The sequence below is a fragment of the Algoriphagus sp. 10J20-15 genome (assembly GCF_055809615.1).
Window position 1 is genome coordinate 60,994 of sequence record NZ_JBVVUG010000045.1, and the last position, 25,077, is coordinate 86,070.

Here is a 25,077-nt window from a genome sequence, read left to right on the forward strand (position 1 = left end):
TCTTCACTTTTTTGCCTACTCCTTAAAATCCCGAAGGATAGGTTATTTTAGGAAGCATCATCTTGATGATATTTAAATGTTTTGATACTTTTTTTCCCGATTAATTAACTCATTATTAGCAAGTAACTCTGCCTAAAACCAAATGAAAAACTCAAAACTCTTTTTATTACTAATTCTACTATCGGCATGTGCTAATCCAAATACATCATCTAACATTGAAGATGAAGATTTCGAATTTCAATCTGTTGGTTCTATCGAACGATTGGACCCGGATTTGAGTATTTTCTTGCCTGAGGATGCTAAGATAGAGGTGATAGCTTCTGGCTTTGAATGGTCAGAAGGGCCACTATGGTTGGAAGATCAAAACGCATTAATCTTCTCAGATGTGCCAACCAATAAAATCTGGAAGTGGACGGAGAAGGATAGCTTAAGCTTATTTCTGGAGCCTTCTGGATATTTGGGAACAGAGACCAATAAGAAAGAACCGGGATCCAATGGTTTGGCATTGAATGCATCCGGACAATTGATAATCTGCCAGCACGGAGAACGAAGGGTAGCAAGAATGAATGCTTCTCTTTCTGATCCAAAACCTGATTTTATAGCGCTTGCTTCTACTTATGAAGGAAAAAAGTTCAATAGTCCAAATGACTTAGTATTTAACAAATCTGGACAGCTGTTTTTCAATGATCCTCCTTATGGTTTGGACCCATGGAATACTAAGGAATTGGATTTTCAAGGGGTGTATAGATTAGATCCTGATGGGAGTTTAAACCTGCTTTTGGATACGTTGAGTAGGCCAAATGGGATTGGGTTAAGTCCTGACGAGAGCACCTTATACATCGCGCAATCTGATCCCGAAAAAGCAAGGTATTATGCTTTTGATTTGGGGGAAAATGGAGATATCCTAGGGGGAAATATATTGCTGGATGCTACAGTGCTTATTGGTAGTGAGAATCCGGGATTACCGGATGGTCTGGCCGTGCACAGTTCGGGGACTTTGTTTGCCTCAGGTTCAGGAGGTATTTTAGTAATCAGTCCTGAGGGGAAGCATTTAGGTACCATCAAGACAGGGCAAGGCACTGCAAATTGTGCTTTTGACAGTGATGAGAATTATTTGTACATGACTGCCGATGCGTTTCTCATGAGAATCAAGATGAAATAAGAACAAGTTATTGGCAGATATATGATATATCTCTAATTGATGTGATTAAAAAGTTGATAACCATCTAATTAAGGTTGATAAGTCTGTTTGTTTAGAATATAATTTGGTGGAAAGATGGTGGGAAACTAACTAGCCTAAAAGTTGTCTTTGGGCGAATTTAAGGAGATATTTATTAAACCAAGTAAGAGATAAAAAGACCGGGAATACGATCTCGGATAAGGATTGAAAGCTCTCAAATTTGCATGAAATGTCAATGTCCTCCGGGATTTTGTCTGAGATGGTTTACCACAAAAGTGTTTATTGAAATTTTCGAAACCGAAAGGTGTAGAAGACTGAGCATAGAAATCATTATTATTAATCTGGGCAACTGGATGACAAGTCTTTTAACAGTAGCTTGGCTCTTAACGCTAACTATGGTTAGAGTAGGAGAAAGGGAAGCGTTCGCAAGAGGGTTTCCCTTTTTGTTTTACTTATGTATGTCTTAGTTAGAATTTTTTTCGTCAGGAATATAGATTGGAGGAATTGTGAGTTCGTTGCCTTCCCGTGAAGCACGATAATGGGGAGACATTATTTCTACACCCGCTTCACTAAACGCATCCTGAATAAATGAGTGCAGGTCAGAATAGATCACTGCCGCTTTTTGTGGAGTAGTGGTATAGGCATTGATTTGATAACTCACATAGAAATCGTCTAGGCTAGTTTGCAAAACGAAGGGAGATGGGGCCTTTAGGATCATGTCTGTTTTCATTGCTGCTGAAATAAGTAATTCATGCACTTTGCGCCATGGAACATCATATCCAATAGTTACAGTAGAGTGCAGAATCAGACCTGGTCCATTGGACTCCACAGAGTAGTTGATGGTTTTTCCTGCTAAAATCGAGGCATTTGGAATAGTGACCTCTTCATTTTTAATCGTACGTAGTCTGGTAACCAGCATAGTTTTTTCAATCACATCACCTGTAGTATCTCCGATTTTTACACGATCCCCAAGCTTAAAAGCCCTCATGTATATGATCACTAAGCCTGCTATGATATTGCTGATAGCTGATGAAGATCCCAGAGAAATTAATAAACCCAGGAATACACTGACTCCTTGGAAAGCAGGAGAATCAGAAAAAGGTAAATAATTAAAGATGACGATGAAGGCAAAAGCCATGACAATAATCTTAAATAGATTAAATGTCGGCTTTGCCCACTCAGGGTAGAATCCAGGGATTGATAGCGTTTCTCTCTCAACTTCTAAGGAGATAAAATTGATTCCTTTGGTGATGTAGTACGTGATAAAAATCACGACGAGAATCATGAATAATTCTGGAATGAAACCTATAAAACCTAGCAAAATTAATTTCACTGGTGAGGTGATATAATAAAGTAGGGTAGTAGCCAGCCCCTTTGTCGCAGGAAAAATGCTGAAAATGATAGGCAGGGAAAGGTATAAGAGCAAGATGATAAGGATGAGCTTCACCACTCGCATACCCAAGAAAAACAACTTCTCTTGCCTTTCTCCAGAAAGGATTTCTATGTCTTTGATTTTTATGCCTTTAAAATATTTATGCCATTTGCGTAAGATGTAATCGATTAGCTTATTGAATCCCTTATTGATGAATTTGACAAGGATTATAAGAACTAAGAAAATCCCGATTAAAAGCCCTGTTCTCGTGAGATTTGTAATTAGACTTTGCTGGTCATTATGCGTTGCAAAACTGATTTTTATAGCTGCAATATAGTCTTCAGCTAGCTCAGACTTACTTTTGTTGGACAGGTCCGCATCTGCTTGGGTAATACTTCCAATGACTTGTTCACCATGCAGTATTTCGACCGCTACCACGTCTTCAGAAGTGGAGAGTAATAAGGTATCAAATTCATCATTTTCAATAAGTGCTTCCAGCCTTTTACTTTGATTTAGGGCTCGCTCAGCAGCAGAGTAGGGACCTAGCTTGGCAGAAATGAAATAGAGGGTGTCACTAAAAAAGACAACCGGGCTTTTTTCCACTTTTACAGTAGTATCTGCACTTATTTCGGGAGCAGTAGTCGGACTAGTTTCTTGAGCTGCATTGACAGCATAACAAAAACTAAAATACATGAGGTAGAAAAATAGTATTAATTTAATTCCTCTAGTTAAAATGAAATTGAACGTCATAAATAGCTTTAAATAATGCCTTGTTTGCCAAAATTAAGAGCGGTAATTTGGGCAATTGTTAGCATTTCAATTTAAATAAAATTCTTTGCTTTCTGTAGTTATGAACCAACCCTTGAAATATTATGAAGTTTAACAAAATCTATTTTGCTATCTGGATTGTTATTTTCTCACTCTTTGCTTATTGGCAGTTCAACGACCCTGATCCTGAGATTTGGGTGAGTATTTATGGAGTAGCGATTATATTTTGTTTGTTGGGGGTGAGGGGAATTTTCCCTAAAATCCCGTTGACAATTCTTGCAATAGCGTGTGTTATTGGCGCTATTTATTATTGGCAAGGCGATGTGGGAGGTTGGATTTCTGAAGAAGTGGAGCAACATAACCTAAGTATGAAAACTCAGTCAATGGAAGAATCAAGAGAGACTTTCGGTTTATTAATTATTCTAGTTGCGTTGTTTCCAGCAATCTGGAAATCTTGGAGGAAATAGGCTTTATCTTCTTCAATAGCTTAATTTTCATTTGAATAAGTCAGCAAATCCGCCGTTTTTATTCTCAAAATCAAAACTCATGAAAAAAATTATCTTCAGTATGATTGCAATGCTTTTTGCCTTCGCAGGCTATGCACAGAAGTTGAGTGACACTTCGACTTATTTCGAGATAAGAAAGTATTATGCCCATGAAGGAAAGCTTCCTGATTTGATCAAGCGTTTTCAAGAGCATACACTTTCGCTTTTCGAGAAAAGTGGGATGGAAAATATCATCTATTTTCTACCAATTGATAATGAGGATAATTCACTGACCTACATTCTTGGCTATCCGGATGAGAAGTCAAGAGATGTGATGTGGGGTAAATTTATGAATGATCCAGTGTGGCAAAAAGTGTTTGAGGAATCAAGGGTAAACGGAGCATTGGTAAAAGGTGTGGATCAAACATTCATGAAACTTGCTCCAGGATTGAATGATTTCCCACTCCCGCAGGCTAGTGGGATTTTTCAGATGAGAACCTATACTTGTTTTGATGGAAGGCTTGATAATCTACTAACTAGATTTAAAGACCACACTCAGGAATTGTTTGCGAAGCAAGGGTTGAAAAACTATCCCTATTGGGTAACAGTTGAAAAAGATGGCAGTCAACCTAAATTGGTTTATTTATTGGGTGACAAAAATCAAGCATCTTTTGAAGCTAATTTTCAAAACTTTGCCAAAGACCCAGCTTGGGTAAAGGCAAAGGAGCTATCTGAAGCTGACGGGAAGATTGTAGAGAAAGTAGATGCTATTTTCTATAAAACCCTTCCTTTTTCACCGATAAAATAGGCGAAAAAGTAGCGTATTGGCTGATGGCTTCGTTTTGGGTTTAACTTCTTTTTTGACTAAATCTACTTCAATGAAAAAGTTAATTTACCCGATTTACTGCTGTTTGCTCTTTTCTTTTGCTTGCAGTGAAGACCGAGATCCTGTCATGGTTTGTGGCGTTATTAATCCAGTAGAAGATTTGGCTTGGCTCAATGCAATCAAACAGGCAGCGGAATCTGGTTCAAGTTCTGAATACAGTTACCTTGCTCAGGCTACTTTTGAGGGAGAGACTGTTTTCTACTCAGGAAATTGCCATCCTTTGGCTAATTGGGCTTTACTGCTATTGGATTGTGGAGGTAATCAAATCGAAGGAGAATATACATTTGCAGATTTGGGGGATTCAAAAATAGTCTGGCAGCCAGAAGATTCTAGATGTCAATTTGACTAAATCCCGTTTTTTATGAAAATTTCATACTTCCTAAGGTAGCTGGTCTACGCTCTTAGCGCCAGGTGAATGAAAACAAAAAGACCCATGCAGAGATTACTGCATGGGTCTTTTGCTTTATTCATGGTTACTTTATTTAGCGTTGAAAGTGAAAGATCGAATTACAAACCTTCCTTCTTCGCCAGGATTTTTTGGTGTTGAAATCAAATATACCTTGTGCATTTTCCCATCAGCATTTCCAGTGAAAGGAATAGTCAGCGAACCTTGAATTGGTGCTCCTCCTGTGGTGGATGCTTTTGGACTGAAGGTTCCTTTGCCTACTAGATCTCCGGAAGGACTGTCTAGTCTTAACTCAAAATCATACGTACCCGTTAGCGCGCCCATTGTAAATGTGTTCAGAGTTACTGAAGCAACATCAGTCAAATCTACTGTTGTGATAAGAGCTGATCCATCTTCTTTAGGAACTGTCAGGAAGTTTGCTCCTTCGTAACTATTGACTGCATATCCACCCATTAGTTCTTCAGCTTTGCCAAGATCTATCGTATTGCTTTTCAGAAATACTGTTTGAGAACCTGAAAGGGGTTTTATGTTGTCTCCTCCCTGATCAGTATATGATGCATTCAGCATCAATACTCCTGTTGGCGTTGCTTCCTTGCCGGCAGTGGCATCTACAGTTCCAGAAGCTGGAAGTGAAGGCGTAGTCACTTGATCTAGGGAGAGAATATAAGCTACCAAGGCATTAAGATCAGATTCTTTCATGTCTGGATTTGCAGGCATAGCTACTTCTCCCCAGACACCACCACCACCGTTTTTGATTTTATTTTTCAAGTAATCAGCATCTTTTTGGGTGTACTTTTCAGCCACATCGATGTAGGCTGGTCCCACAGAAGCCTCTGCTTCTTTGTGACAAGTCTTACAGGTCAAAGTAGTGAAGAGTGATTTACCCATCATAGCTTCAGTCATTACTTTATGACCCATATCTGATTCTGCCTGATCCAATCCTTCTATGTAGTCCGCGGATACGTAAAGCGTACTCATATCGGACGATGCTGTAGGATTATCGGCATCTTTCACACTTACGCTGTAAGCCACTTTTTCAGGGAAATAGAAGGATTGATTTCCATCAATGCTAATAGAGACCTCAGGAGCAACATTTCCAGAATAAATGCTTTCCATTCCGCTAGTTCCTGTCAATCCACTAGGGTCTTTGGCAGTAACTGTCACTTCGTATTCTCCGATAGCATCAAATGTATGCTTAAGTGTAGGTACATCTGTTGTTACAGTTTGTCCATTGCCTAAATCCCAGATATAAGTCAAAGGATCATTTTCAGGATCGGAAGCTTTGGTGGTGAAAGTGACAGTCAAAGGGTTCGTTCCTGAGGTTTTGTCAGCGGAGATTTGAGTTACAATTGGAGCTCTATTTCCGCCATTGAAGTCAATTCTTGAAAGACCTGAATCTGGGTTTTTTGAAAACCAACCATTGCCATATTCCAAGATATAAATTCTACCGTCAGGCCCCATTTCCATATCGATGATAGAATTGAATTTGGTGCTAGGCATGAATGCTTCCATCTTATCATAATCCCCATTTTCTTTTAGGGTTACTACTTTTATCCATCCTCTGATCCAATCATAGATAAACACCTTGGAATCAAAATAGTCTGGCAGTTTAGTATCCGCTGTGTACATGTCACTGTAGTAAACTGGGCCGGCCATTGCATTTCTTCCTCCAGTCCCTAACTGTGGAAATTCTTTAGATTCCCCGTATGGATACCAAATAAAGGCAGGCGCCAGCGATGGTAAATCCTTTTTTCCGGTATTATTAATTGAGGTGTTGGTAGGTGCCTTAGGATCAAATGCGGCTCCTGATTCCCCTGTGACATAGTCATATTCCCGGTAAGGATAATTATTCCCTACAAAGAAAGGCCAGCCAAAATTACCTGCCTCTCTAGCTTGGTTTACCTCATCATAACCTCGTGGTCCCCGGGTTTCGAACATATCTTCATTTGCATCTGGGCCAACTTCCCCCCAGTATAAAAAGCCGTTTTTCTGATCTATGGAAATTCTATAAGGATTTCTCTTTCCTTGTACATATATCTCAGGTCTAGTGCCTTCAGTTCCAACAGGGTAAAGGTTTCCTTCGGGAATGTCGTAAGAACCATCTTCATTTACTTTAATCCGTAGGATTTTTCCTCTAAGGTCATTGGCATCGCCGGAAGATCTACTCGCGTCATATTGCTCAAATCCAGGTCTCTGATCTAAAGGTGCAAAACCATTGTTTCTGAACTCAGAATCAGGCTGATTGAATGGTGTGGAATTGTCTCCTAAAGAGAGGTATAAGTTCCCTTCTTTATCAAAAGCTATGGAACCTCCAGTGTGACAACAGATATCCCGATCCGAGTGAATATCCATGATCACCACCTCAGAGCTCATATCCCAGGTGTTATTTTTGAAAGTAAACCTGGAAAGTCTATTGATTTCTTCGTCTCCAACTGGTGAGTAGTAAACAAACACATATCCATTATCAGCATAATTAGGGTCTTTTTGAATTCCCATTAAGCCTTCTTCTGCGTTAACTCCTTTTACATCAGTTTTCCAGTAAACGTTAAGCTTAGCCACTTCTGAAAGCTCTTCAGTTTCGTTGTTAAAAAATAAGATTTCTCCTCTTCTTTGAGCGACAAGGATATCCAAATTTGGAAGAATGGTCATTTCTGTAGGCTCAGTAAATTCTGGTCCTACCAGAGAAGTTTTAGAAAATCTATTTTCCTCTGGGACTCTTTTGCTCTTAGCTTTTGAGTAATCCAATTCTGCATTTTTTCCGATGGCATACTGTATGCCTGCCAGCACATGCTTCAGGTAAAGCTCCTCTCGAGTATGACTCATCCGTGTGTCCGCCTCCAGTATAGAAAGCTCTTCCTCCATCATAATCATGATACCAAGCGATAGGGTGCTCACCCATATCCATACCACCTTTGTAAGAATCTTCATCCAGACTCAAAAGCACATTGACCTCAGGATTCAGGTTTTTATAGCTGTACCATTCGTCAGTTCTTGACCAAGGGCTAGGGAGAAAGGAAGTAGAAGAATGACTTTTGTCCTCCAACGTTATTTCGCCAGGTTGAACGTTAGGATGTGGATCATTGATGCCAGGATGGTCAGCGAAATATCCCCCTACTAATCTCCCGTACCAGCCCCAACCATACTCGGTGTCTGCGGCAGCATGGATACCAACGAATCCACCACCTGCTTGAATATACCTTTCGAAATCGGCCTCTTGGTAGTTGTTCAATACATCTCCTGTTGTGCTTAAAAAGATGACAGCTGAATATTGAGCTAAATTTTCTTCGGTGAATATTTCTGACTGAGTGGTCGTATCCACCTCAAAATCATTCTCCGCGCCAAGCTTTTGAATAGCTGCTACTCCTTGGGGAATAGAGGCGTGATAGTAACCTGCGGTTTTGCTAAAGACGAGCACTTTTGGTTTTCCAGAGCGAGAATTACAGCTCCAGAAACCTACGCTCGCTATCATTCCAAGCAGCAGTATGCTTCTTAGGTTTTTTGGGAAATTCATAGGTTTAATGTTATTAGGATAATAGGCAAATATTCTCATTTGAGAGTTAAGACTACAAATTGGTGATTTTTTTGGAAAAAAATACGCTATTTATTGTCTAGATGGGATTGCGCTTTTAAGCGGTAAATTTCTACAGTATTCTAGCTCCTTCAGAAAGACTAACAGGTATGAAATCTGCATCTATTCCAAATTTTTCTTTGTAAGAAGCCTGTATTTCATTTTGGAAATTCTCCCTATGTGAATTGGAAATCAGGTTGATAGTGCAACCTCCAAATCCACCGCCCATCATGCGGGAACCTAATACACCGGTAGACTTCAGGATTTTATCGGCTAAAAAATCCAATTCCAAACAACTGACTTCGAAGTCTCTGCTCAGGCTCCTGTGCGACTCTTTCAATAAGTTTCCAAAGACAGTTAAATTACCTTCATGAAGAGCTTTTGAAGCAAGGTTGACTCGCTCTATTTCGGTGATCACATGTTTTGCTTTTGGAAAAAGAGTTGCCGGTAAGGTCTGCTTGACTTTCTCGAATTCCCCCTATAGGAATGTCTCGGAGGGTTGTGGCCGCTGGAAAATAAGATTGAAGTATGCTTACACTTTCTTCACAAGACTCTCTACGTTTATTGTAGGCCGGATCAGCAGGTTGTGTCTTGACTTTCAGAATTGACCAATAATAGGGAAATGGGAGCCGAAGATTCACAGCAACTTCTTCGTGCTTATTGGTACGGCAATCCAAGATTAACGCATGATCTTCTTTCCCAAAGGCAGAGGCGTATGGGTCCATGATGCCACATTTCACTCCTGCAAAGAGATGCTCCGACTTTTAGAGCGCATAGTACGATGGACTTTTTGGAGACTTGTTAACTTAAATAATTCTGTCAACCCTGTACCAATTGCGACTGAAAGTGCAGCCAGAGGAAGAAAGTCCTGATGCGGGAATATTGCCTCCAAAAACTAAGTCAAACCCTTCTAATCTATAACCGGCTTGTTGAAATTGGGAGACCATTCCCATGGTGTCAGTGTGGCCCAGTGTCCTTTTTTTGGGGAGAATGAATGGATGTCGAAGACAAACTCTTCATTATAGTCTTCCGAAAAAATTGTGCAAGTGGGAGGCTGTTTTCTTGAAGTGCTACCCATATTCCTTGTTCCACAGCAGCTGGGAAAACCAGACCTTCCTGATAGTCTGTGTGTTCTGCGATTTAATTGATTCTTCCAGGGGCAAACGCCATAATGGGTTTATTTCCAAAGATATTCTCAAAGGATAGGGCAATTTTATCTCTTCATTAAGTTAAAGTGCTTTCGTCGAATTGACGGGGTAGCAAGGTAGTTTCTAAAACAATGGAAATCGGATCATCTGAAGCTTGGCCTTCTAATTGATCGAGCAAATGACTGACTGCCAATTTTCCCATTTCATAGCCGGGCTGAGCCACGGTGGTCGATGGAGGCTCTATCACTGCTGAGGCCGGATTATTGGTAAATCCAGCTAGAGCCATGTCGTCAGGGATCTTGATTCCCATGGGTTTCCAAACAGACATAAAATCCAAAGCGACCGGGTCTATCATACAGAATACACCGTCAGGACGATTTGTCATTTTTGCGATTTCATGGGCAATTTTTACGTTGCCTTCGGAAGTCAGATCAGAAATCTTTCACTAATTCAGGATCAGCATCTATCCCAAACTCTGTAAGGGCATGTAAATACCCTTCTTTCCCTTTTTTTACTTATATACAAGTCTTCAGGACCGGATACATACATTACGCGTTTGCAGCCGGTTTCCAAGAGGTGCTTGGTCACATGATAGGCTCCTCCCTCATCATTAAAAGTCACCCTCGATACAGGAATATCTTCATTTACTCTGTCAAATAGTAAAAAGGGGATTTCTCTATTATATAGGTCAAATAAATGATCGTATTTATTAGTTTCTCTACTCAGCGAGATCAGCAAGCCATCCACTTGAGAGGAAACTAAAGTTCTGATATTTGCCTTTTCTAGTTCCAAAGTCTCATTCGATTGGCAAATCATTACATTATACCCACGCTTATTGGCATGATCCTGAATGCCTGAGATACAGGAAGCGAAGAAGTGCGAGGTGATTTCAGGCACAATTACACCAAGTGTATTCAGTTCTACTTATCCTAAGACTTTGAGCTAGGAGATTTGGCTGGTAATTCATCTCCTTGGCCATTTCCACTATACGCTTTTTAGTGTCTGGGTGTAGCTCAGGAGAATCTTTTAGCGCTCTGGAAATAGTCGATACAGAAACACCTAATTTCTTGGCGATTTCTTTCATGGTTACCTGGTGACCTTTTTTCATATGCTTACTATTGTATTTTCAGTGGTCATATGGAATCTCGCACCTCGGAAGTTCTCGATTTCATTAGTCAAAATGATTAAGGAATCCACTTGGTAGCATCTAAATTGGACGATTCTAAGATGGAAAGATAAGGTTTTTACTCTTGGTAAACAGTAAAAAGAACAGTTTCTCCCACTGCCTGTAAGGTACGACGATCAATGATCTCCATATTATCTCCGAGTGCTTGTGATGATACTGAGCAAATCCAAAATCAGGTGAGAATTCTATGATGTCTATCATGGGTATTTTTGCAAATGCATTCACAAATACATGGTCATCGGTGATTTCTGGAGAATCTTTATAGATAAAAAAGTCTCCCTGCCCAATCTGATGGGCATTGTCCCAGACTTTTTTAACAATTCCTGAGGCGTATTGACGGGAATAACCTTCTCGGTAGAACCGGGCTCCTTTCGCACCTACCATGTCCACCAAGATCCCGTAATAAGCAGAGTAATTCGGCTTATGCTTGTTTTTGGACCAGTGCTGAGAGCCCAAGCACCACCAGAAATCCTGCTCGTTGTTTCTCATTTCTGTTCCTTCAGGCTCACCGTCATCCTCTCCGTCGAATAATATAATGTCTATTCCAACTTCTGGCTTTAATTCCTGAGTACCTATCACCCGAGCGATTTCCATTAAAATCGCTACACCACTACCGCCATCATTTGCTCCGTCAATAGGTTCATCAATTCGCTCTGTGTCTTTATCGGCTATTCGTCGGGTATCCCAATGTGCTGCCAAAAGAATCCTTTTGCTTGCTTGAGGATTATATGAAGCTATGATATTACTCAAGTTCCAGGTAAGTCCATCGTAAGTCTTCGCCTCGAAATCCTGTGTTTCTACGGTAAAGCCAAAACCTTCAAACTTAGCCAGAAGCCAGTTTTTAGTTGATTCATGAGCTTCAGTTTCAGGAACTCTTGGTCCAAAATCTACTTGCTTTTGCACATAAGCATATGCCGAATCAGCAGAGAAAGTAGGGTAGGGCTTTACTGGAACTTCCGCTACTGTTTCAGCTTTCTTTTCAGGACTAGAACATGCCCAGGCAAGTAAGAGTAGGCCTAGCAGCCAAGATTTATTCTTCATACGCCCAGTCAATTTTATCTTTCATGTCTTTTACCACAAATCCTATCTCTTTCAAACCAGCCCTGATTTCATCTACCTTGGTATAATCTCGGGCAGTTTTTGCTTCTGTATACAATTGTAAAAGCAAGTTTAACATTTCATTTTGGTTGTCTGATTTCTCCTCAATCAAACCCAAAATATCCGAAACGAATGTGTTAAATGTATCAATCAATTTTTTGAATATCTCCTCACCAAAGACAGCGGACTTTAACTGTCCTGTATACATGGAGTTGATTTTCTTCAGCAAATTGAACAAGTGTCCAATTGCTTGTGCTGTGTTGAAATCATCATCCATCGCCCTGTAGGCATTGGTGATGATTTGTTCTACTTGAGCGATTTGCTCTTCATCCTTTTCATCCTCACCTGCCTCATATTTCAATAGCTTAGAAATTCTCAGACCATTGATGAGTTTTTTATAGCCCTTTTGCGCAGCTTGAAGAGCATCGTTAGAGAAATCCAACGTGGAGCGGTAATGGGCAGTTAGAATAAAATAACGGATCGTCATCGGGCTGTAAGCCTGATCCAGCAGCTTATGATCTCCATTGAACAGTTCCTGTAAGGTGATGAAATTCCCTAGGGATTTACCCATCTTCTGTCCGTTGATGGTGATCATATTGTTATGCATCCAATATTTCACTGGATCCTGATGATTGCATGCGTTTCCTTGCGCAATCTCACATTCGTGATGTGGGAACATCAAGTCCATGCCACCGCCGTGGATGTCAAAGGTTTTTCCTAGATATTTTGAACTCATGGCAGTACACTCCAAATGCCAGCCAGGAAATCCAACTCCCCAAGGAGAATCCCATTTCATGAGGTGTTCTGGAGACGCATTTTTCCAAAGGGAAAAGTCTACTGCATTCCGCTTTTCTTCCTGCCCATCCAGTGTACGGCTGCCAGTCAGCAAGTTTTCCAAGTCACGGCCAGAAAGCTTACCATAGTCATTTGTTTCGTTGTATTTCATCACATCGAAATACACCGATCCGTTTACTACGTAGGCAAAACCTTCTTTTAAGATGGCTTCAACTAAAGCAATTTGCTCTGGAATGTGTCCGGTTGCTCTTGGTTCGATATTAGGTTTCCAAGTATTCAGCAAAGCCATATCCCTGTGGTAGGAATCCGTGTATTGCTGGGCAATCTCCATAGGTTCCAACTGCTCTAGTTTGGCTTTCTTGGCGATTTTATCTTCCCCCTCATCGGCATCACCCTGCAAGTGGCCTACGTCAGTAATGTTTCGAACATAGCGAACCCGATAGTCCAGATGGGTCAGATATCGATTAACAGTATCAAAAGTGATTGCCGGGCGTGCATGGCCCAAATGCGCGTCTCCGTAGACAGTTGGTCCGCAGACATATAATCCTACAAAAGGAGGGTTGATTGCTTCGAAGTTCTCTTTCTTGCGGGAAAGAGTGTTGTATAGCTTTAAATTATGCGATTTCATTTATAGAATCAGGATTCAAGTATCAAGAAGCAAGAACGGAAAAAGTCCGAAATTGATTCAGGCTGCAAAATAGCAGTTTCAAATGGGGAAATGAAAGTTTGTGAAAAAATGGGATATGTATAAATAATCTCAGTTTATTTTATTGGTTTTTAACCTTTTTACTTGAATTGTAAAATTAAGTACAGAAAATCAGTAAACTTTTTTTCTCTCAGGGTTTTGACGATTATCCCAAATCGAAACGATTTCTATTTGATGGTGATTTACTTCGTAAAAAATCAAGTAATATTTGAAAGGTAAAATCCTAGTTAACTTATTTGTAGCTAATCTACCCGGATGCTCATTATCGATCAAAGCACTTACTACTTTTTCAATCTCATCTAAAAGTTTTAAACTATATCTATTGCTACCATTACGAACAGTATAAAAATCTAAAATGCTTGCTAGTTCAGTTGAAGCTAAGTCAGACCAAACTATTTGCTTTCTAGCCGTTTTTTCATTTCAGATATTACCTTTTGATGAGCTTTGAATTGACCATTTTTAATTTGATTACGTCCGGTTTCAATAGCTCTCAATTGATCTTCAGTTAAGTCTACCACCTCATCACTTTTAGAATCAAAAATAGATTCAATGTCTTTTAAGAGATCGATGTCCTGAGTTTCTTTAATTCTGGAAATCAGATTTTTCTTAATTCGTTCGGATACATCCATAGTAGTTCGATTAGATAGTACAAATTACATATCAAACTTAAATCAAAACATAGAGGTTTTATTAATTCTCACAAAAACCAAGACTCACTAAGTTTTTGATTTTAAGGCTTAAGCAATACAAAAAGACCTTCTGATGACTTAATCTCAGAAGGTCTTGATACTTATGTCTAGCTACTTGCTACTTTTTTAATGTTTAAAGTGTCTTACTCCTGTCATCACCATTGCGATGCCATTTTCGTCACAATAATCGATGCTCAACTGATCTTTGATAGATCCGCCTGGTTGAACTACCGCTGTGATTCCAGCTTTGCCAGCGATCTCCACACAGTCTGGGAATGGGAAGAAGGCATCAGATGCCATCACTGCACCATTCAGGTCAAAGCCAAATGCTTTTGCCTTGTCAATTGCCTGAAGTAAGGCATCAACTCTGGAAGTTTGACCCACACCGCTTGAGAACAATTGATCACTGTTAGAAAGGATAATCGTATTTGATTTGGTATGCTTACAGATTTTTGCTGCGAATACTAAGGCGTTTTGCTCAGCTTCTGTTGGAGCTTTTTTGGTAGCCACCGTGAAATCAGCTTTTGTTTCAGTTGCCAAATCTTTATCCTGCTCGATCACGCCGTTAAGAAGCGTTTTGATCATTTTAGTCCCAGGAAGATCCATTTTCTGCTTAAGCAAAATTCTATTTTTCTTGCCGGTCAATACTTCCAGCGCTTCATCTGTGAAATCTGGAGCAATCAAGACTTCGAAGAATAAGGAATGCATTTCTTCTGCTGCATCCTTATCTACTGTTTGATTTGTAATCAAAACACCGCCGAAAGCAGAAGTAGTGTCAGCCGCAAAAGCTTTCTGATATGCTTCTTTTACAGTAGTAGCTAAGGCAACTCCGCAGGCATTGGTATGCTTCAAGATTGCAAAAGCTGTTTCCCCTTTGAATTCTGCTATCAAATTAACTGCTGCATCCACATCTACTAAGTTGTTGTAAGAAAGTTCTTTTCCGTTCAACTGATCGAAAAGTGCTTCCATATCTCCATAGAAATGGGCATTCTGATGTGGGTTTTCTCCGTAGCGAAGCACTTTTGCTTTAGTTTCAGATACTTTCAGTGCTGGAATGTTTTCAGCTTGGTTGAAGTAATTGAAAATATGGGTGTCGTAGTTGGAAAACATGGAATGCCTGAGCTGCGAAATAACGACGGTCAGCTAGAGTAGTAGCTCCATCTTGTTCCGTTAATCTTCCTTCCAGTTCTGTATATTGATCTTTAGAAGCAATGATTGTTACGTCCTTGAAATTTTTGGCAGCAGCACGGATCAAGGAAATTCCTCCTATGTCTATTTTCTCAATAATATCTGCTTCAGAAGCTCCGGAAGCTACAGTTTCCTCAAAAGGGTATAAATCCACAATGACTAAATCAATAGCAGGGATCTCATATTCTGAAGCTTGGGAAAGATCTCCTTCATTATCTCTTCTGTAAAGAATACCTCCAAAAATCTTTGGATGTAGGGTTTTTACTCTTCCACCGAAAATGGAAGGATAGCTAGTCAACTCTTCTACTGGTATAACTTCCGCACCTTGATCCTCGATAAACTTCTGAGTGCCACCGGTTGAATAAATGGTGACATCATGTTTTTTCAATAGGGCGATGATAGGTTCGAGGTTGTCTTTATAGAAGACAGAAATAAGGGCAGATTTTATTTTTTTTGTAGCCATTTGGAAATGGGTTGATTTGAAAACTTAGCAAGGTGCAAAGGTAAGAAATTTGCTTGGAAGCGAGATGAAAGAAATTTGATTTAAGAAGTACGAATTACGAGATCTTTCAAAACCCATAATACTTATACGGCCGTGTTAATCAATTCTAATATTGAATCATGAACGTAGTAAGACGAACCAAGAAGATTTAAAAACTTATTCCTTTGCTGCCTTATAAATAGCATCTAGCAAACTTCCTTCTTCTTTGGTGTCATTTCCCAATTCCCAGAACATGATGCCTCCCAAACCTTTCTCCATGGTGTACCTTGTTTTTAGTGCCACAGAAACGGTGTCGTCATAGGATACAAACAGGCTGTCGGAAGCATTATACATATAAGGTGCTTCAGCTTTTTCATCCCAATATCTTGTGAAACTGCTGTCCTGTTCGTATTTGGCTACGAATCTGATGATACGCCATCCAGCCAATATGCAAGCCACTGCTCAACTGGTATAGGCCATTGTTTACAGGTGGAACTCCCTTCCAAACTCTCCCGTAAAAGGCGCCTCCTATGACGATCTGTTTTGGATCTACACCTTCTTTTATAAGGAAGTCTACAATTTTTTCAGAGGAACGTGGATCTGAATCAAGATTTTCACCATTCGCATAAAGGCTATCTAAATGGGCTTGGAAGGGGGTGCCTTCTATATCAGCATTCTTCACATCGCCAAGTGGGGTATGATGACCTGTGTAAATGGAGACCCCTGAAACTTGATCATATGTCATCACATTGGTATAGTCGGCATACTTCATCACCTCGTCCATATCAACATAATCGTAGTACCGTTTCCAGCCTGCTGAGGCAAAGGTCAGGACTTTTGGAGAGTCAAATTCATCCAGCATTTCTCTTAGGCCCTTCATCAGAGCTGTGAAATTTTCCGTGTCTTCCGGACGAGCCATGGTACCAGCTCCGGAAATCCCTGGATATTCCCAATCCATGTCCATGCCATCAAGCTTGTATTTGGTAATGAATTCAGAAGCACTTTTGATGAATTTTGCTCTGCTTTCTTCTGTCAATGCCATATCCGAAAAACCATCTGCTCCCCAGCCCCCACAGGCAATCATTACCTTCAAATCAGGATTACGCTCTTTTTGCTTCACCAAGGCTTCAATCTTTGGACCTGCTACTTCTTCATTTCGGAATTTCATTTCACCGTCAATAACATTTGTAAAGGAGTATATGATATGGGTGAGTTTTTCTACTGGAATTTTCTCTGGCTGGTAATCTCGCTCTGCCACATAATAGGCCATGATTACTGGTTCTGGGGTGAGTAACTGAGATTCTTTTGGCTCCCCGGAAGGGTTGTCAGTTGGAGTAGAGCAACCTAGGATGCCTGTCAAAATAAGGAAAATGGGAAATACAGCAGTTTTCAAGGAAAGGTGATTTAGTGTACTTATTAAATAATTTACATTAAGTTGAAATTACTTAAATAAAAATATTTTTCAACAATTCTACGGAAAAGAATTGCCTTAGGTGTATTTCCGATGCCGGACTTAGTTAGTATCCTGATTTCGGATAGTAACTTCGGAGTGTAAATCTTGGTATTAGGCTTTTATCCCAAGTTTGAATTAGATTAGGTAAGATGCCTTCAAATCTCGACTCTAAAAGTTGTGCTACGTCCCGCTTGACTACTGACGGTAATTTTTGCGCCAATACTGTCAGCAAAATCTTTGCACAGCATCAATCCAATTCCAGTACCCTGTTCCCCGTTGGTTCCCGTAGAAGAGTACTGTTTCTTGTTAAACAAGGTGTCGATCTGGGCTTGGCTCATTCCTATGCCACTATCTTTGATTAGGATAGCTGAAGGGCAATCTGGATCAAGCGATGCAGTGATTTCTCCACCAGCAGGTGTGAATTTGAGAGCATTAGAAATAATGTTTCGAAGGATAAATCGTAACCTATCCCGATCTGTATGCAGGGATACTCCTGAAGGGATATTATTATGGAGGGTGAGTTCTTTTTGATCTAATTGCTTGGCGAATAGCTGTTGGTTTTCGGAAATGAGCTCTGCGGGAGAAACTTCGGTTTTTTCTACCTGCTCGGAGCTCATCTGAGTTCTGGCCCAGGTAAGTAAGTTCGAAAGTAGGATAGAGGCTGATCGCGTATTAGAGGCGATATTGGAAAGGATGTAATTCATCTCATTCATACTGAGCTCGCCCTCTTGCCAGAGATCCAGCGAATTATTAAGCGAGGCAAAGGGGGTACGCAGGTCATGGGAAATGATAGAAAAAAGCTTTTCGCGAAATTTGTTTGCTTTTTTGAGCTCTCGGTTGGAGTTCTTGAGTTCCGCTGCCTGTTCCTGAATTTTTTTGTTTTGGTTCTGTACTTTTTGGTTGGTTTCTTCCAACTTACGATGCGCTATCCGTAGTTTTTGGTTGATTTTGCGTTGATGCCACGCGAGAGCGAGCAATAGCAGTCCAACTGAAATGAAAATCCAAAGCAGTTCATTTTTACGAGTGAGGGAGAGTTCTGCGAGTGCTTGATCCTGAGTCAACTTCTGGTTTTCCAACTCCTTCTTTTCACTCTCATATTGGATTTCCAATTCGTCGCGAATTTTTTGTCTTGATGCGTTGAATACTGAGTCGTTACTGGCTCTATGAACGAGTAGGTATTGGTAAGCATTTTCAAAATCTTTATTTAAAGCGGACAAATTAGCCATTCTACTCGCTGCGATGGCGATATGATAGTAGGAATCAGTGCTTTCTGCCAGTTCGTAAGCCTCCTTTGCATAAGGTAGAGATTTGCTGATGTCCTGTTCATCCCGATAGTAATCGGAAAGCGTCCCCAGTGATGAAAGCCTACCTTCGGTGTCGTTCAGTTCCTCAGAATATTCCAAGGATTTTTCCACCATTTCTATGCCTTTGATCTTTTCACCTGATTCGTAATATAGCTCACCAAGCTGGCCGAGCGTATTGATGATACCTCGATTGTCCTGAAGTTTTTCTTTTATGTCCAGGGACTTTTGTAAAAAATCTTTGGCCTGATTAAAGTCATTCTCATCCTTAAAAGCCAACCAGCGATCTCTATAAAAACTTCCCAGATTGTTATAGAGCAAACTCATAGCTCGTTCATGGTTGATTTGCTGTGCCAGCGCCAGTGCTTCATGGTATTGAGCTACTGCTTTTTCCGGTTCGCCGAGTCTGTAATAGATATTGCCTAGATTCATCGTTGATTCTATCATTCCGACCGTATCCTGCAGAGTTTCGCGGATCCCTAAAGCTTCAAAATGTGTACTTAGTGCTTTTTCATATTCAGCTTTGATCAGAAAGGAAACCCCAATAATATTGAGGGCATTTGCCTCCAACTTTTTGAAATTCTTAGCATTTGAAATCTCCTTGGCGGAGGTAGCAAATAGAATAGCTGAATCTTGGTCGTAGGGATAATAGATTCTACTCAGATTGTAAAATCCGGACGCTTTGATGGAATCATTGTCTGTCTGCTTTACAACCGACTTAAGACTATCGGTCTGTGATTGTTGCATAGATGGGATCAATAGAACCATCCAAACCAGTAAGTGAGTAAGCATATAGGCGATTGACGTGGGCTTTTATCCTTAGGTGATAAAAAGGAGTATTAGGTAAAGATGCATCTGAATGCCTGAAAATCAAACTGGTGATTTTAACTATTGCAAAATTTTCCTACCCAGAGCTATTAATTTTTACTTGTCAATGGGAATTCCTTTTACTACGTTGTTACTAAGATTGCTACAGCAGTTATTCTTTTTTATTTGCATTTATCGTTCGCTTCCGAACAAAATGGTATTGCTTCGGACAGAAGATTGTGCAGAAACATTGTTGATTGGCATATGAGGTAGGTTTTCTCATTGGCACAATCTCTGAAAAGTAGAAGTCACACACGAATTAAAATATATCGCTATGACTTTCTCTAAAATTTCCGCACTTGTTCTTTTGTTATTTTTAATGGGCACCACTGCTCAGGCACAGACTGAAATTCGAACTCCAGGGAAATTTACGGGTGTAAGTTCCGAAGGTTCATGGGATGTAATCATAACGATTGGTGATATAGATCAAGTCAAGCTAGTTTCAAAAGGGTTTGATTTGAGCGAGGTAATTACTGAAGTGGAAGACGGGAAACTTGAGATTGAGCTCAAAGACGATGATGATGACAATAGAGACTTTACAGTTTATGTTACCATCAAGAAACTAGAAAGTTTGGGATTGGCTGGCTCAGGAAATATCATGGTTCGATCTGATGTGTATTCTAAAGAATTCGGAATAGGCCAAGCAGGTTCTGGAACGATATCATTGGAATTTCTTGAAACTGACGATTTAAATATAGGTATGAGTGGGTCAGGTACTGTTTCCATTGCAAGTGGAAAAGCCGGTGATGTCAATATAGGCCAGGTAGGTTCTGGGGATTTCAAAGGTATTGACCTGATGGCCGGTGATGTGAAAATAGGCAAAACAGGTTCTGGAGATGTACATATAGGTGTAGATGGAGATCTTACTGTAGGTTCTATCGGTTCAGGAAATGTGTATTACCGCGGAAATCCCACGGATATTAGCAAGGGTAACTTAGGCTCTACAAAGGTGATTAAGAAGTAAGCAGAAAAAAGTCGCAAGTAAAGAGGATCAAGTATCTAGAAATAAGAGTCTAGAGCCAAGAATCAAGAGTAGATACGGAAGACTTTTCAAATTAACTACTGGTCCTGATACGGATCTTACAATTTTCCAATCACGTACAATCATGCTAAAAAACTACTTTAAAATACTCCTCAGAAACACTCGAAAAAACCCACTTTACATGTTTATCAATGTGTTCGGTTTGGCTGTAGGAATGGCTGTGAGTATTTTGATTTTTTTGTTTGTTCAGCATGAATTGAGTTATGATAGATACCATGCAAATGCTGATCGGATCTTTAGAGTTTCGAGAGCTTGGTTCAATCCAGATGGAGAATTTAGTTTGCATCTTGGACATGCAGCTCCGCCATTTGGTCCTTTGATCCAAGCTGACTATGGTGATGAAGTAGCGGCAGTGGGTAGATTTTTTCACTATGATCCTCTGGTAAAATATGAAGACAAGGCCTTCGAAGAGGATAATTTCTTTTTCGCAGATCCTGAAGTGTTTGATGTTTTTTCTTTTAACATCCTAGAAGGAGACGCTAAGGAGGCGCTTACCAATTCAGATGGCCTAGTGATCACGGAGTCTATGTCCAAAAAGTACTTTGGAGAAGAAAATCCTATTGGTAAAAATCTGATACTAAATTTGGAAGGGCAGGAAGCTGTTTTTCAAATAAGAGCCTTGATGCAGGACATGCCCGATAACTCACACTTCCATACTGATTTCATAGCATCTATGGCTCCCGTGGAGGCTTTCTATGGAGGTCAGGATGCTTTCATGAGTAACTTCGGCAGTAATAATTTCTCTACTTATTTACTTTTAAATGAAGGTGTCAATCACAAATCATTAGAAGCTAAACTCCCAAACTTGGTAGATAAATACATGGGGGAGTCCCAATCTGGAGTGCCGATGTCCAAAGGAACAAAGCTATTCCTGTGGCCTCTGACAGACGTTCACCTGTATTCTAATCTCGACTCGGAGATGGAGCCAAATGGCAACATTGATTATGTCTATATTTATCTAGCAGTTGCACTTTTTATACTCCTTATTGCTTGTATTAATTTTATGAATCTGTCCACAGCCCGATCTTCTATGAGATCCATGGAAGTGGGGTTGCGTAAAGTAATGGGGGCAGATAAGAGCCGTTTGATCAGACAATTCATGGGTGAGTCCTTTATGCTTACCATCATTTCAATGGTTTTTGCCTTGATTTTGGTGTACTTGTTTTTACCTACCTTTTCCAATTTTACAGATAAAGACCTCAATTTAAACTTCTTACAAAACCCGGAGTATATTTTGGGAATAGTCGGTTTGGTTATTTTGGTAGGAGTGATTTCCGGAAGCTATCCAGCCTTGTTTCTTTCAGGTTTTTCCCCTGCCAAAGTGCTTAAGGGAGCTTTCAAAGCTGGAAAAGGTCATGAGCAATTCCGCTCAGTGTTGGTGGTTGGGCAATTTGCTATTTCCGTAGTGCTTATCGTAGCAGTACTGGTAGTTGTGCGCCAGCTGGATTTCATGCAAAGCAAGGATCTGGGTTTTGAAAAAGAGGATATAGTGGTACTTCCTTCAAGTCCTGCAATTCAGCAGAATTATCTTATTTTGAAAGATAGACTAGAGCGTCATGAGGGGATAAAATCGGTGAGTATATCCAGTAGAGTCCCTTCTGGAAGGCTTTTGGATAACCAAGGCAGCACTGCGGAGATAAATGGAGAAATGACTCAGCTCAATGTCCGGATAGCAGATATACATGTAGCACATAATTTCTTGGATACCTATGGTATTCCAATAGTAGCTGGGCGGGACTTTAATTTCAATCTGGCGAGTGATTCCACGGAAGCTTTTGTACTCAATGAGGCTGCAATTAGAGAAATTGGGTGGTCAAGTCCAGAAGAAGCCATAGGCAAGAAATTCTTGTATGGTGACAGACGTGGATTTGTGACTGGCGTTATGAAAAATTTTCATTTCGAATCTTTACATCAGCCGATTGTACCTATAGTATTTATGATTTCCCAGGATAGAAATAATCAGGTAAGCTTGAAAATAGCTGCTGAGAATCAGGAGCAAACTATGGCTTACATCAAGGAAGAATGGGCTGCCTTGAGACCTGACTTCCCTTTCGAGCCACTTTATGTAGACGAGGGATTCAATCGGCAATATGAAGCTGAAGAGCGGGTGAAAACCATTTTTACCTTTTTCTCAGGCTTAGCGGTTATAATCTCAATTTTAGGTTTGTTAGGACTTACAACTTTTGCTACACAGCAAAGAACACGGGAGATAGGTATAAGGAAAGTAATGGGAGCTGAGACCGGGAATATTCTGGTTTCACTTGGCAAAGACTTCCTAAAACTTGTAATGATAGGTTTTCTTATTGCTATTCCCATTTCCTGGTTCAGAATGTCCAGTTGGCTTGAAGAATTTGCTTACGCAATAGGAATCAGCTGGACGGTGTTTTTCTGGGCGGGGTTGATTGCTGGAGCGATAGCTGCCATCACTGTATTGTCGCAATCATTAAAAGCTGCTTGGGCGGATCCGGTGAAAAGTATAAAAAGTGAGTGATGAGTACTTAGTACTAAGTACAAAGTATCAAGTACAAAGTATCAAGTACAAAGTATCAAGTATTTAGAGTCAAGAGCCAAGAATTAAGATTCAAGATTTTATGATTAAGAGAAATGAATAAGATCTGCCCATGCAACCTTTTCTGAAGCTAGAGCATCTTATAGATGTGAAAAGGAATTTAAAACTTCACCACTTATCACTTTTCAACTACAAAATTTTCCAATGTTTCAATTTTCCAATCTTACAATACATTTATCATGAAACTTTACACAAAAATCTTCGCATTTGCTTTGACCGCTTTGGTGATGGTGTCCTGCGTACAGGCACAATCTACAGAAACTAGAACTCCCGGACATTTTACTAAAGTACATTCTGGCGGTAGCTGGGAGGTAATCCTAACTGAAGGGGATACTGAAGAAGTAAGAATCGAAGCGAAAGGTGTTGACCTAAGCAAGGTGAAAACTGAGATAGACGGGGATGTGCTCAGCGTAGGCTTGGTGAAAGGAAGTTATAACAACGTCAAATTGAAGTTCTTCATTACCTATAAAGAACTTGAGGGAATTAAATGCTCTGGTTCAGGAAATATAGAAGTGAATTCGCCTGTGATGACGGATTCATTTTACGCAGCACTTTCAGGTTCAGGAGATATTACAATGAAAAGTCTGGAAGCCAAGAAATTGTCAGTTGGCATTTCTGGTTCTGCTGATCTTCAAATCACAAATGGCTCTGCAGATCAAGCTGAAATTAAGCAATCTGGTTCGGGAGATTTTGATGCAGAGAAGTTTGCCATTGGTGAATTAGTAGTTGGCAAGTCTGGCTCAGGAGACACCAATGTAGGGGACTTGGGTAAATTATCAGTGAGCTCTTCAGGTTCAGGAGATGTGACTTATACAGGTTCCCCACAGTTGGGCAACATTAGAACTTCAGGGTCAAGTAGTATAACAAAAAGATAATAAGGCCTTGCTCTTATTTCAATCCCTCAGACGAAAGTTTGAGGGATTTATTTTGCTGTAGATTTTACTGCAGGGGTACGCAGAGTTTTTCGCAGAGTACTCTATCTTTTCCAACTTTATTACATCAAAAACCCATTTTCTGTTTGATATGGAGCTGGGATATTTTCCTCTTCCAGCATCTCGAGCAAATCTATTTCTATAGCTCGGCAAATGGATGAAATAGGCACATCGTTGTACCCTCCTTCGAATGGATTCTCAGAGTAATCTCCAATTCTATCCACCACGAAGAATGTCCAAATAATAATTGCGGAAAAAGGGATGGTCAGCCAATAATGTAACGCAGTGCTTTGAGCAAAAATATCCAGTAAACCAAAGGGAATCAATGCGCAAAAAATATAGGTGATCCATAGACCAGTGGAAGCATATTGTCGGGGGAAAGGAAAGTTCTTAATCCGCTCCGACATGCCCTGATGGGTGTAGAAATTTGCTAGTATCTGATGGATCCAAACTTGTTTATAATCAGAGATAAATCCTCCTTCTTTTAACTTGGCGATTTCCTTGCTTTGGATTTTCAGTAACTGAGAGGGGATGTTTGACTTGTCCCTGACGGTTTGTAGCTCTTCTTCACAGACGTATTTTTCGATTTCCACAAAAATTCCGTCGTAGTATTCTTTAATAAATCCAGGGATGAAAACCAGTTTTTCTACTGGTAAATTATGCTCCCAAGTTTTTTCCTTTCGCATCACATGCTTCAGGGCAAGAAGCCAAGCTAGGTGTCTGTATATAATTTTCTTTTTTTCCTCCTTGGGCAAATCAGGACTTGGCAGACTGAGAATAGCCGTGGCAAAAGTTCTACTTTCATTTACAATGGCTCCCCAGATTTTTCTTGCTTCCCACGTTCGGTCGTAGGAACTGTTGTTTTTAAAACCTAAGAAAAAGGCAACAGCAATACCTATTACAGAGATAGGTTGCCAAGGAAGTGAAAAAAGGGATGTTGGTGATTTCATACAGGAC

The 25,077-nt window shown here is 40.2% G+C and carries 23 protein-coding genes and 2 pseudogenes; 7 read left to right on the forward strand and 18 right to left on the reverse strand.

All coding sequences use genetic code 11. The annotated features are described in order from the left end of the window. Positions 1-142 precede the first annotated feature (142 nt). On the forward strand, positions 143-1,162 hold the full coding sequence (locus AC0L6R_RS19990) for an SMP-30/gluconolactonase/LRE family protein (RefSeq protein ID WP_473272825.1): 1,020 nt from the start codon (positions 143-145) through the stop codon (positions 1,160-1,162). A 481-nt stretch (positions 1,163-1,643) separates the two neighbouring features. Here AC0L6R_RS19990 and AC0L6R_RS19995 read toward each other — a convergent pair whose 3' ends face one another. Next, complete coding sequence (locus tag AC0L6R_RS19995; protein ID WP_473272826.1) at positions 1,644-3,245, reverse strand: mechanosensitive ion channel family protein; 1,602 nt, start codon at positions 3,243-3,245, stop codon at positions 1,644-1,646. A gap of 179 nt (positions 3,246-3,424) precedes the next feature. Between AC0L6R_RS19995 and AC0L6R_RS20000 the strand changes: the two genes are divergently transcribed. The 3 genes from AC0L6R_RS20000 to AC0L6R_RS20010 all read left to right on the forward strand — a co-directional run bounded on the left by AC0L6R_RS20000 (position 3,425) and on the right by AC0L6R_RS20010 (position 5,040). Then, positions 3,425-3,787 (forward strand): transmembrane 220 family protein, encoded by a 363-nt coding sequence (locus AC0L6R_RS20000; RefSeq protein ID WP_283411550.1) that lies wholly within the window; start codon positions 3,425-3,427, stop codon positions 3,785-3,787. Positions 3,788-3,866: 79 nt separating this feature from the next. Further along, positions 3,867-4,613: an NIPSNAP family protein gene (locus AC0L6R_RS20005; RefSeq protein ID WP_473272827.1), complete on the forward strand. Its 747-nt coding sequence runs from the start codon at positions 3,867-3,869 to the stop codon at positions 4,611-4,613. 70 nt (positions 4,614-4,683) lie between these two features. Beyond that, the gene (locus tag AC0L6R_RS20010; RefSeq protein WP_473272828.1) at positions 4,684-5,040 is read left to right on the forward strand and encodes a hypothetical protein; all 357 of its coding nucleotides are present in this window, start codon (positions 4,684-4,686) and stop codon (positions 5,038-5,040) included. Between the two features lie 129 nt (positions 5,041-5,169). On the opposite strand, the gene AC0L6R_RS20015 is transcribed toward AC0L6R_RS20010, so the two are convergent. The 16 genes and pseudogenes from AC0L6R_RS20015 to AC0L6R_RS20090 form a co-directional block, all read right to left on the reverse strand. Beyond that, positions 5,170-7,920 (reverse strand): PQQ-dependent sugar dehydrogenase, encoded by a 2,751-nt coding sequence (locus tag AC0L6R_RS20015; RefSeq protein ID WP_473272829.1) that lies wholly within the window; start codon positions 7,918-7,920, stop codon positions 5,170-5,172. Continuing rightward, positions 7,823-8,608: a ThuA domain-containing protein gene (locus AC0L6R_RS20020; protein WP_473272830.1), complete on the reverse strand. Its 786-nt coding sequence runs from the start codon at positions 8,606-8,608 to the stop codon at positions 7,823-7,825. The genes AC0L6R_RS20015 and AC0L6R_RS20020 overlap by 98 nt, the downstream gene beginning before the upstream one ends. Before the next feature lie 130 nt (positions 8,609-8,738). Next, the gene (locus AC0L6R_RS20025; protein ID WP_473272831.1) at positions 8,739-9,005 is read right to left on the reverse strand and encodes a hypothetical protein; all 267 of its coding nucleotides are present in this window, start codon (positions 9,003-9,005) and stop codon (positions 8,739-8,741) included. Between the two features lie 28 nt (positions 9,006-9,033). Continuing rightward, positions 9,034-9,390, reverse strand: a complete 357-nt coding sequence (locus tag AC0L6R_RS20030; protein WP_473272832.1) for a hypothetical protein — start codon at positions 9,388-9,390, stop codon at positions 9,034-9,036. A 232-nt stretch (positions 9,391-9,622) separates the two neighbouring features. Further along, on the reverse strand, positions 9,623-9,805 hold the full coding sequence (locus AC0L6R_RS20035; RefSeq protein ID WP_473272992.1) for a galactokinase family protein: 183 nt from the start codon (positions 9,803-9,805) through the stop codon (positions 9,623-9,625). Between the two features lie 84 nt (positions 9,806-9,889). Continuing rightward, positions 9,890-10,252, reverse strand: coding sequence for a substrate-binding domain-containing protein (locus AC0L6R_RS20040; protein WP_473272993.1), 363 nt, complete (start codon positions 10,250-10,252; stop codon positions 9,890-9,892). 17 nt (positions 10,253-10,269) lie between these two features. Continuing rightward, on the reverse strand, positions 10,270-10,710 hold the full coding sequence (locus AC0L6R_RS20045) for a substrate-binding domain-containing protein (protein ID WP_473272833.1): 441 nt from the start codon (positions 10,708-10,710) through the stop codon (positions 10,270-10,272). Then, positions 10,703-10,921 (reverse strand): LacI family DNA-binding transcriptional regulator, encoded by a 219-nt coding sequence (locus tag AC0L6R_RS20050; RefSeq protein WP_473272834.1) that lies wholly within the window; start codon positions 10,919-10,921, stop codon positions 10,703-10,705. Before AC0L6R_RS20050 ends, AC0L6R_RS20045 begins: the two co-directional genes overlap by 8 nt. 136 nt (positions 10,922-11,057) lie before the next feature. Then, positions 11,058-12,040: pseudogene (locus AC0L6R_RS20055) on the reverse strand (M28 family peptidase). Next, positions 12,030-13,520, reverse strand: coding sequence for a cysteine--tRNA ligase (gene cysS / locus AC0L6R_RS20060; protein ID WP_473272835.1), 1,491 nt, complete (start codon positions 13,518-13,520; stop codon positions 12,030-12,032). Before cysS ends, AC0L6R_RS20055 begins: the two are co-directional and overlap by 11 nt. Before the next feature lie 189 nt (positions 13,521-13,709). After that, the gene (locus AC0L6R_RS20065; RefSeq protein ID WP_473272995.1) at positions 13,710-13,994 is read right to left on the reverse strand and encodes a type II toxin-antitoxin system RelE/ParE family toxin; all 285 of its coding nucleotides are present in this window, start codon (positions 13,992-13,994) and stop codon (positions 13,710-13,712) included. Beyond that, a complete protein-coding gene (locus AC0L6R_RS20070; protein ID WP_473272836.1) occupies positions 13,991-14,227 on the reverse strand; it encodes a hypothetical protein in 237 nt (78 codons plus the stop codon). The genes AC0L6R_RS20065 and AC0L6R_RS20070 overlap by 4 nt, the downstream gene beginning before the upstream one ends. Positions 14,228-14,413: 186 nt before the next feature. Next, a pseudogene (gene purH, locus AC0L6R_RS20075) lies at positions 14,414-15,938 on the reverse strand (bifunctional phosphoribosylaminoimidazolecarboxamide formyltransferase/IMP cyclohydrolase). Positions 15,939-16,133: 195 nt separating this feature from the next. Beyond that, on the reverse strand, positions 16,134-16,310 hold the full coding sequence (locus tag AC0L6R_RS20080) for a glycosyl hydrolase family 18 protein (protein ID WP_473272837.1): 177 nt from the start codon (positions 16,308-16,310) through the stop codon (positions 16,134-16,136). Between the two features lie 19 nt (positions 16,311-16,329). Then, positions 16,330-17,349 carry a glycoside hydrolase family 18 protein gene (locus AC0L6R_RS20085; RefSeq protein WP_473272838.1) on the reverse strand — a complete coding sequence of 340 codons (1,020 nt, stop codon included), beginning with the start codon at positions 17,347-17,349 and terminating at the stop codon, positions 16,330-16,332. Between the two features lie 215 nt (positions 17,350-17,564). Next, positions 17,565-19,502, reverse strand: a complete 1,938-nt coding sequence (locus AC0L6R_RS20090) for an ATP-binding protein (RefSeq protein WP_473272839.1) — start codon at positions 19,500-19,502, stop codon at positions 17,565-17,567. 349 nt (positions 19,503-19,851) lie between these two features. Between AC0L6R_RS20090 and AC0L6R_RS20095 the strand changes: the two genes are divergently transcribed. From AC0L6R_RS20095 to AC0L6R_RS20105, 3 genes are all read left to right on the forward strand, one after another. Continuing rightward, complete coding sequence (locus AC0L6R_RS20095; protein WP_283411538.1) at positions 19,852-20,541, forward strand: head GIN domain-containing protein; 690 nt, start codon at positions 19,852-19,854, stop codon at positions 20,539-20,541. 142 nt (positions 20,542-20,683) lie between these two features. Further along, entirely contained in the window at positions 20,684-23,110 is a 2,427-nt protein-coding gene (locus AC0L6R_RS20100) for an ABC transporter permease (RefSeq protein ID WP_473272840.1), read from the forward strand. 257 nt (positions 23,111-23,367) lie between these two features. Beyond that, positions 23,368-24,063, forward strand: a complete 696-nt coding sequence (locus AC0L6R_RS20105) for a head GIN domain-containing protein (RefSeq protein ID WP_283411536.1) — start codon at positions 23,368-23,370, stop codon at positions 24,061-24,063. Positions 24,064-24,182: 119 nt separating this feature from the next. Here the strand turns inward: AC0L6R_RS20105 and AC0L6R_RS20110 are convergent, their stop codons facing one another. Beyond that, complete coding sequence (locus AC0L6R_RS20110; RefSeq protein ID WP_473272841.1) at positions 24,183-25,070, reverse strand: bestrophin family protein; 888 nt, start codon at positions 25,068-25,070, stop codon at positions 24,183-24,185. Between the last annotated feature and the right edge of the window lie 7 nt (positions 25,071-25,077).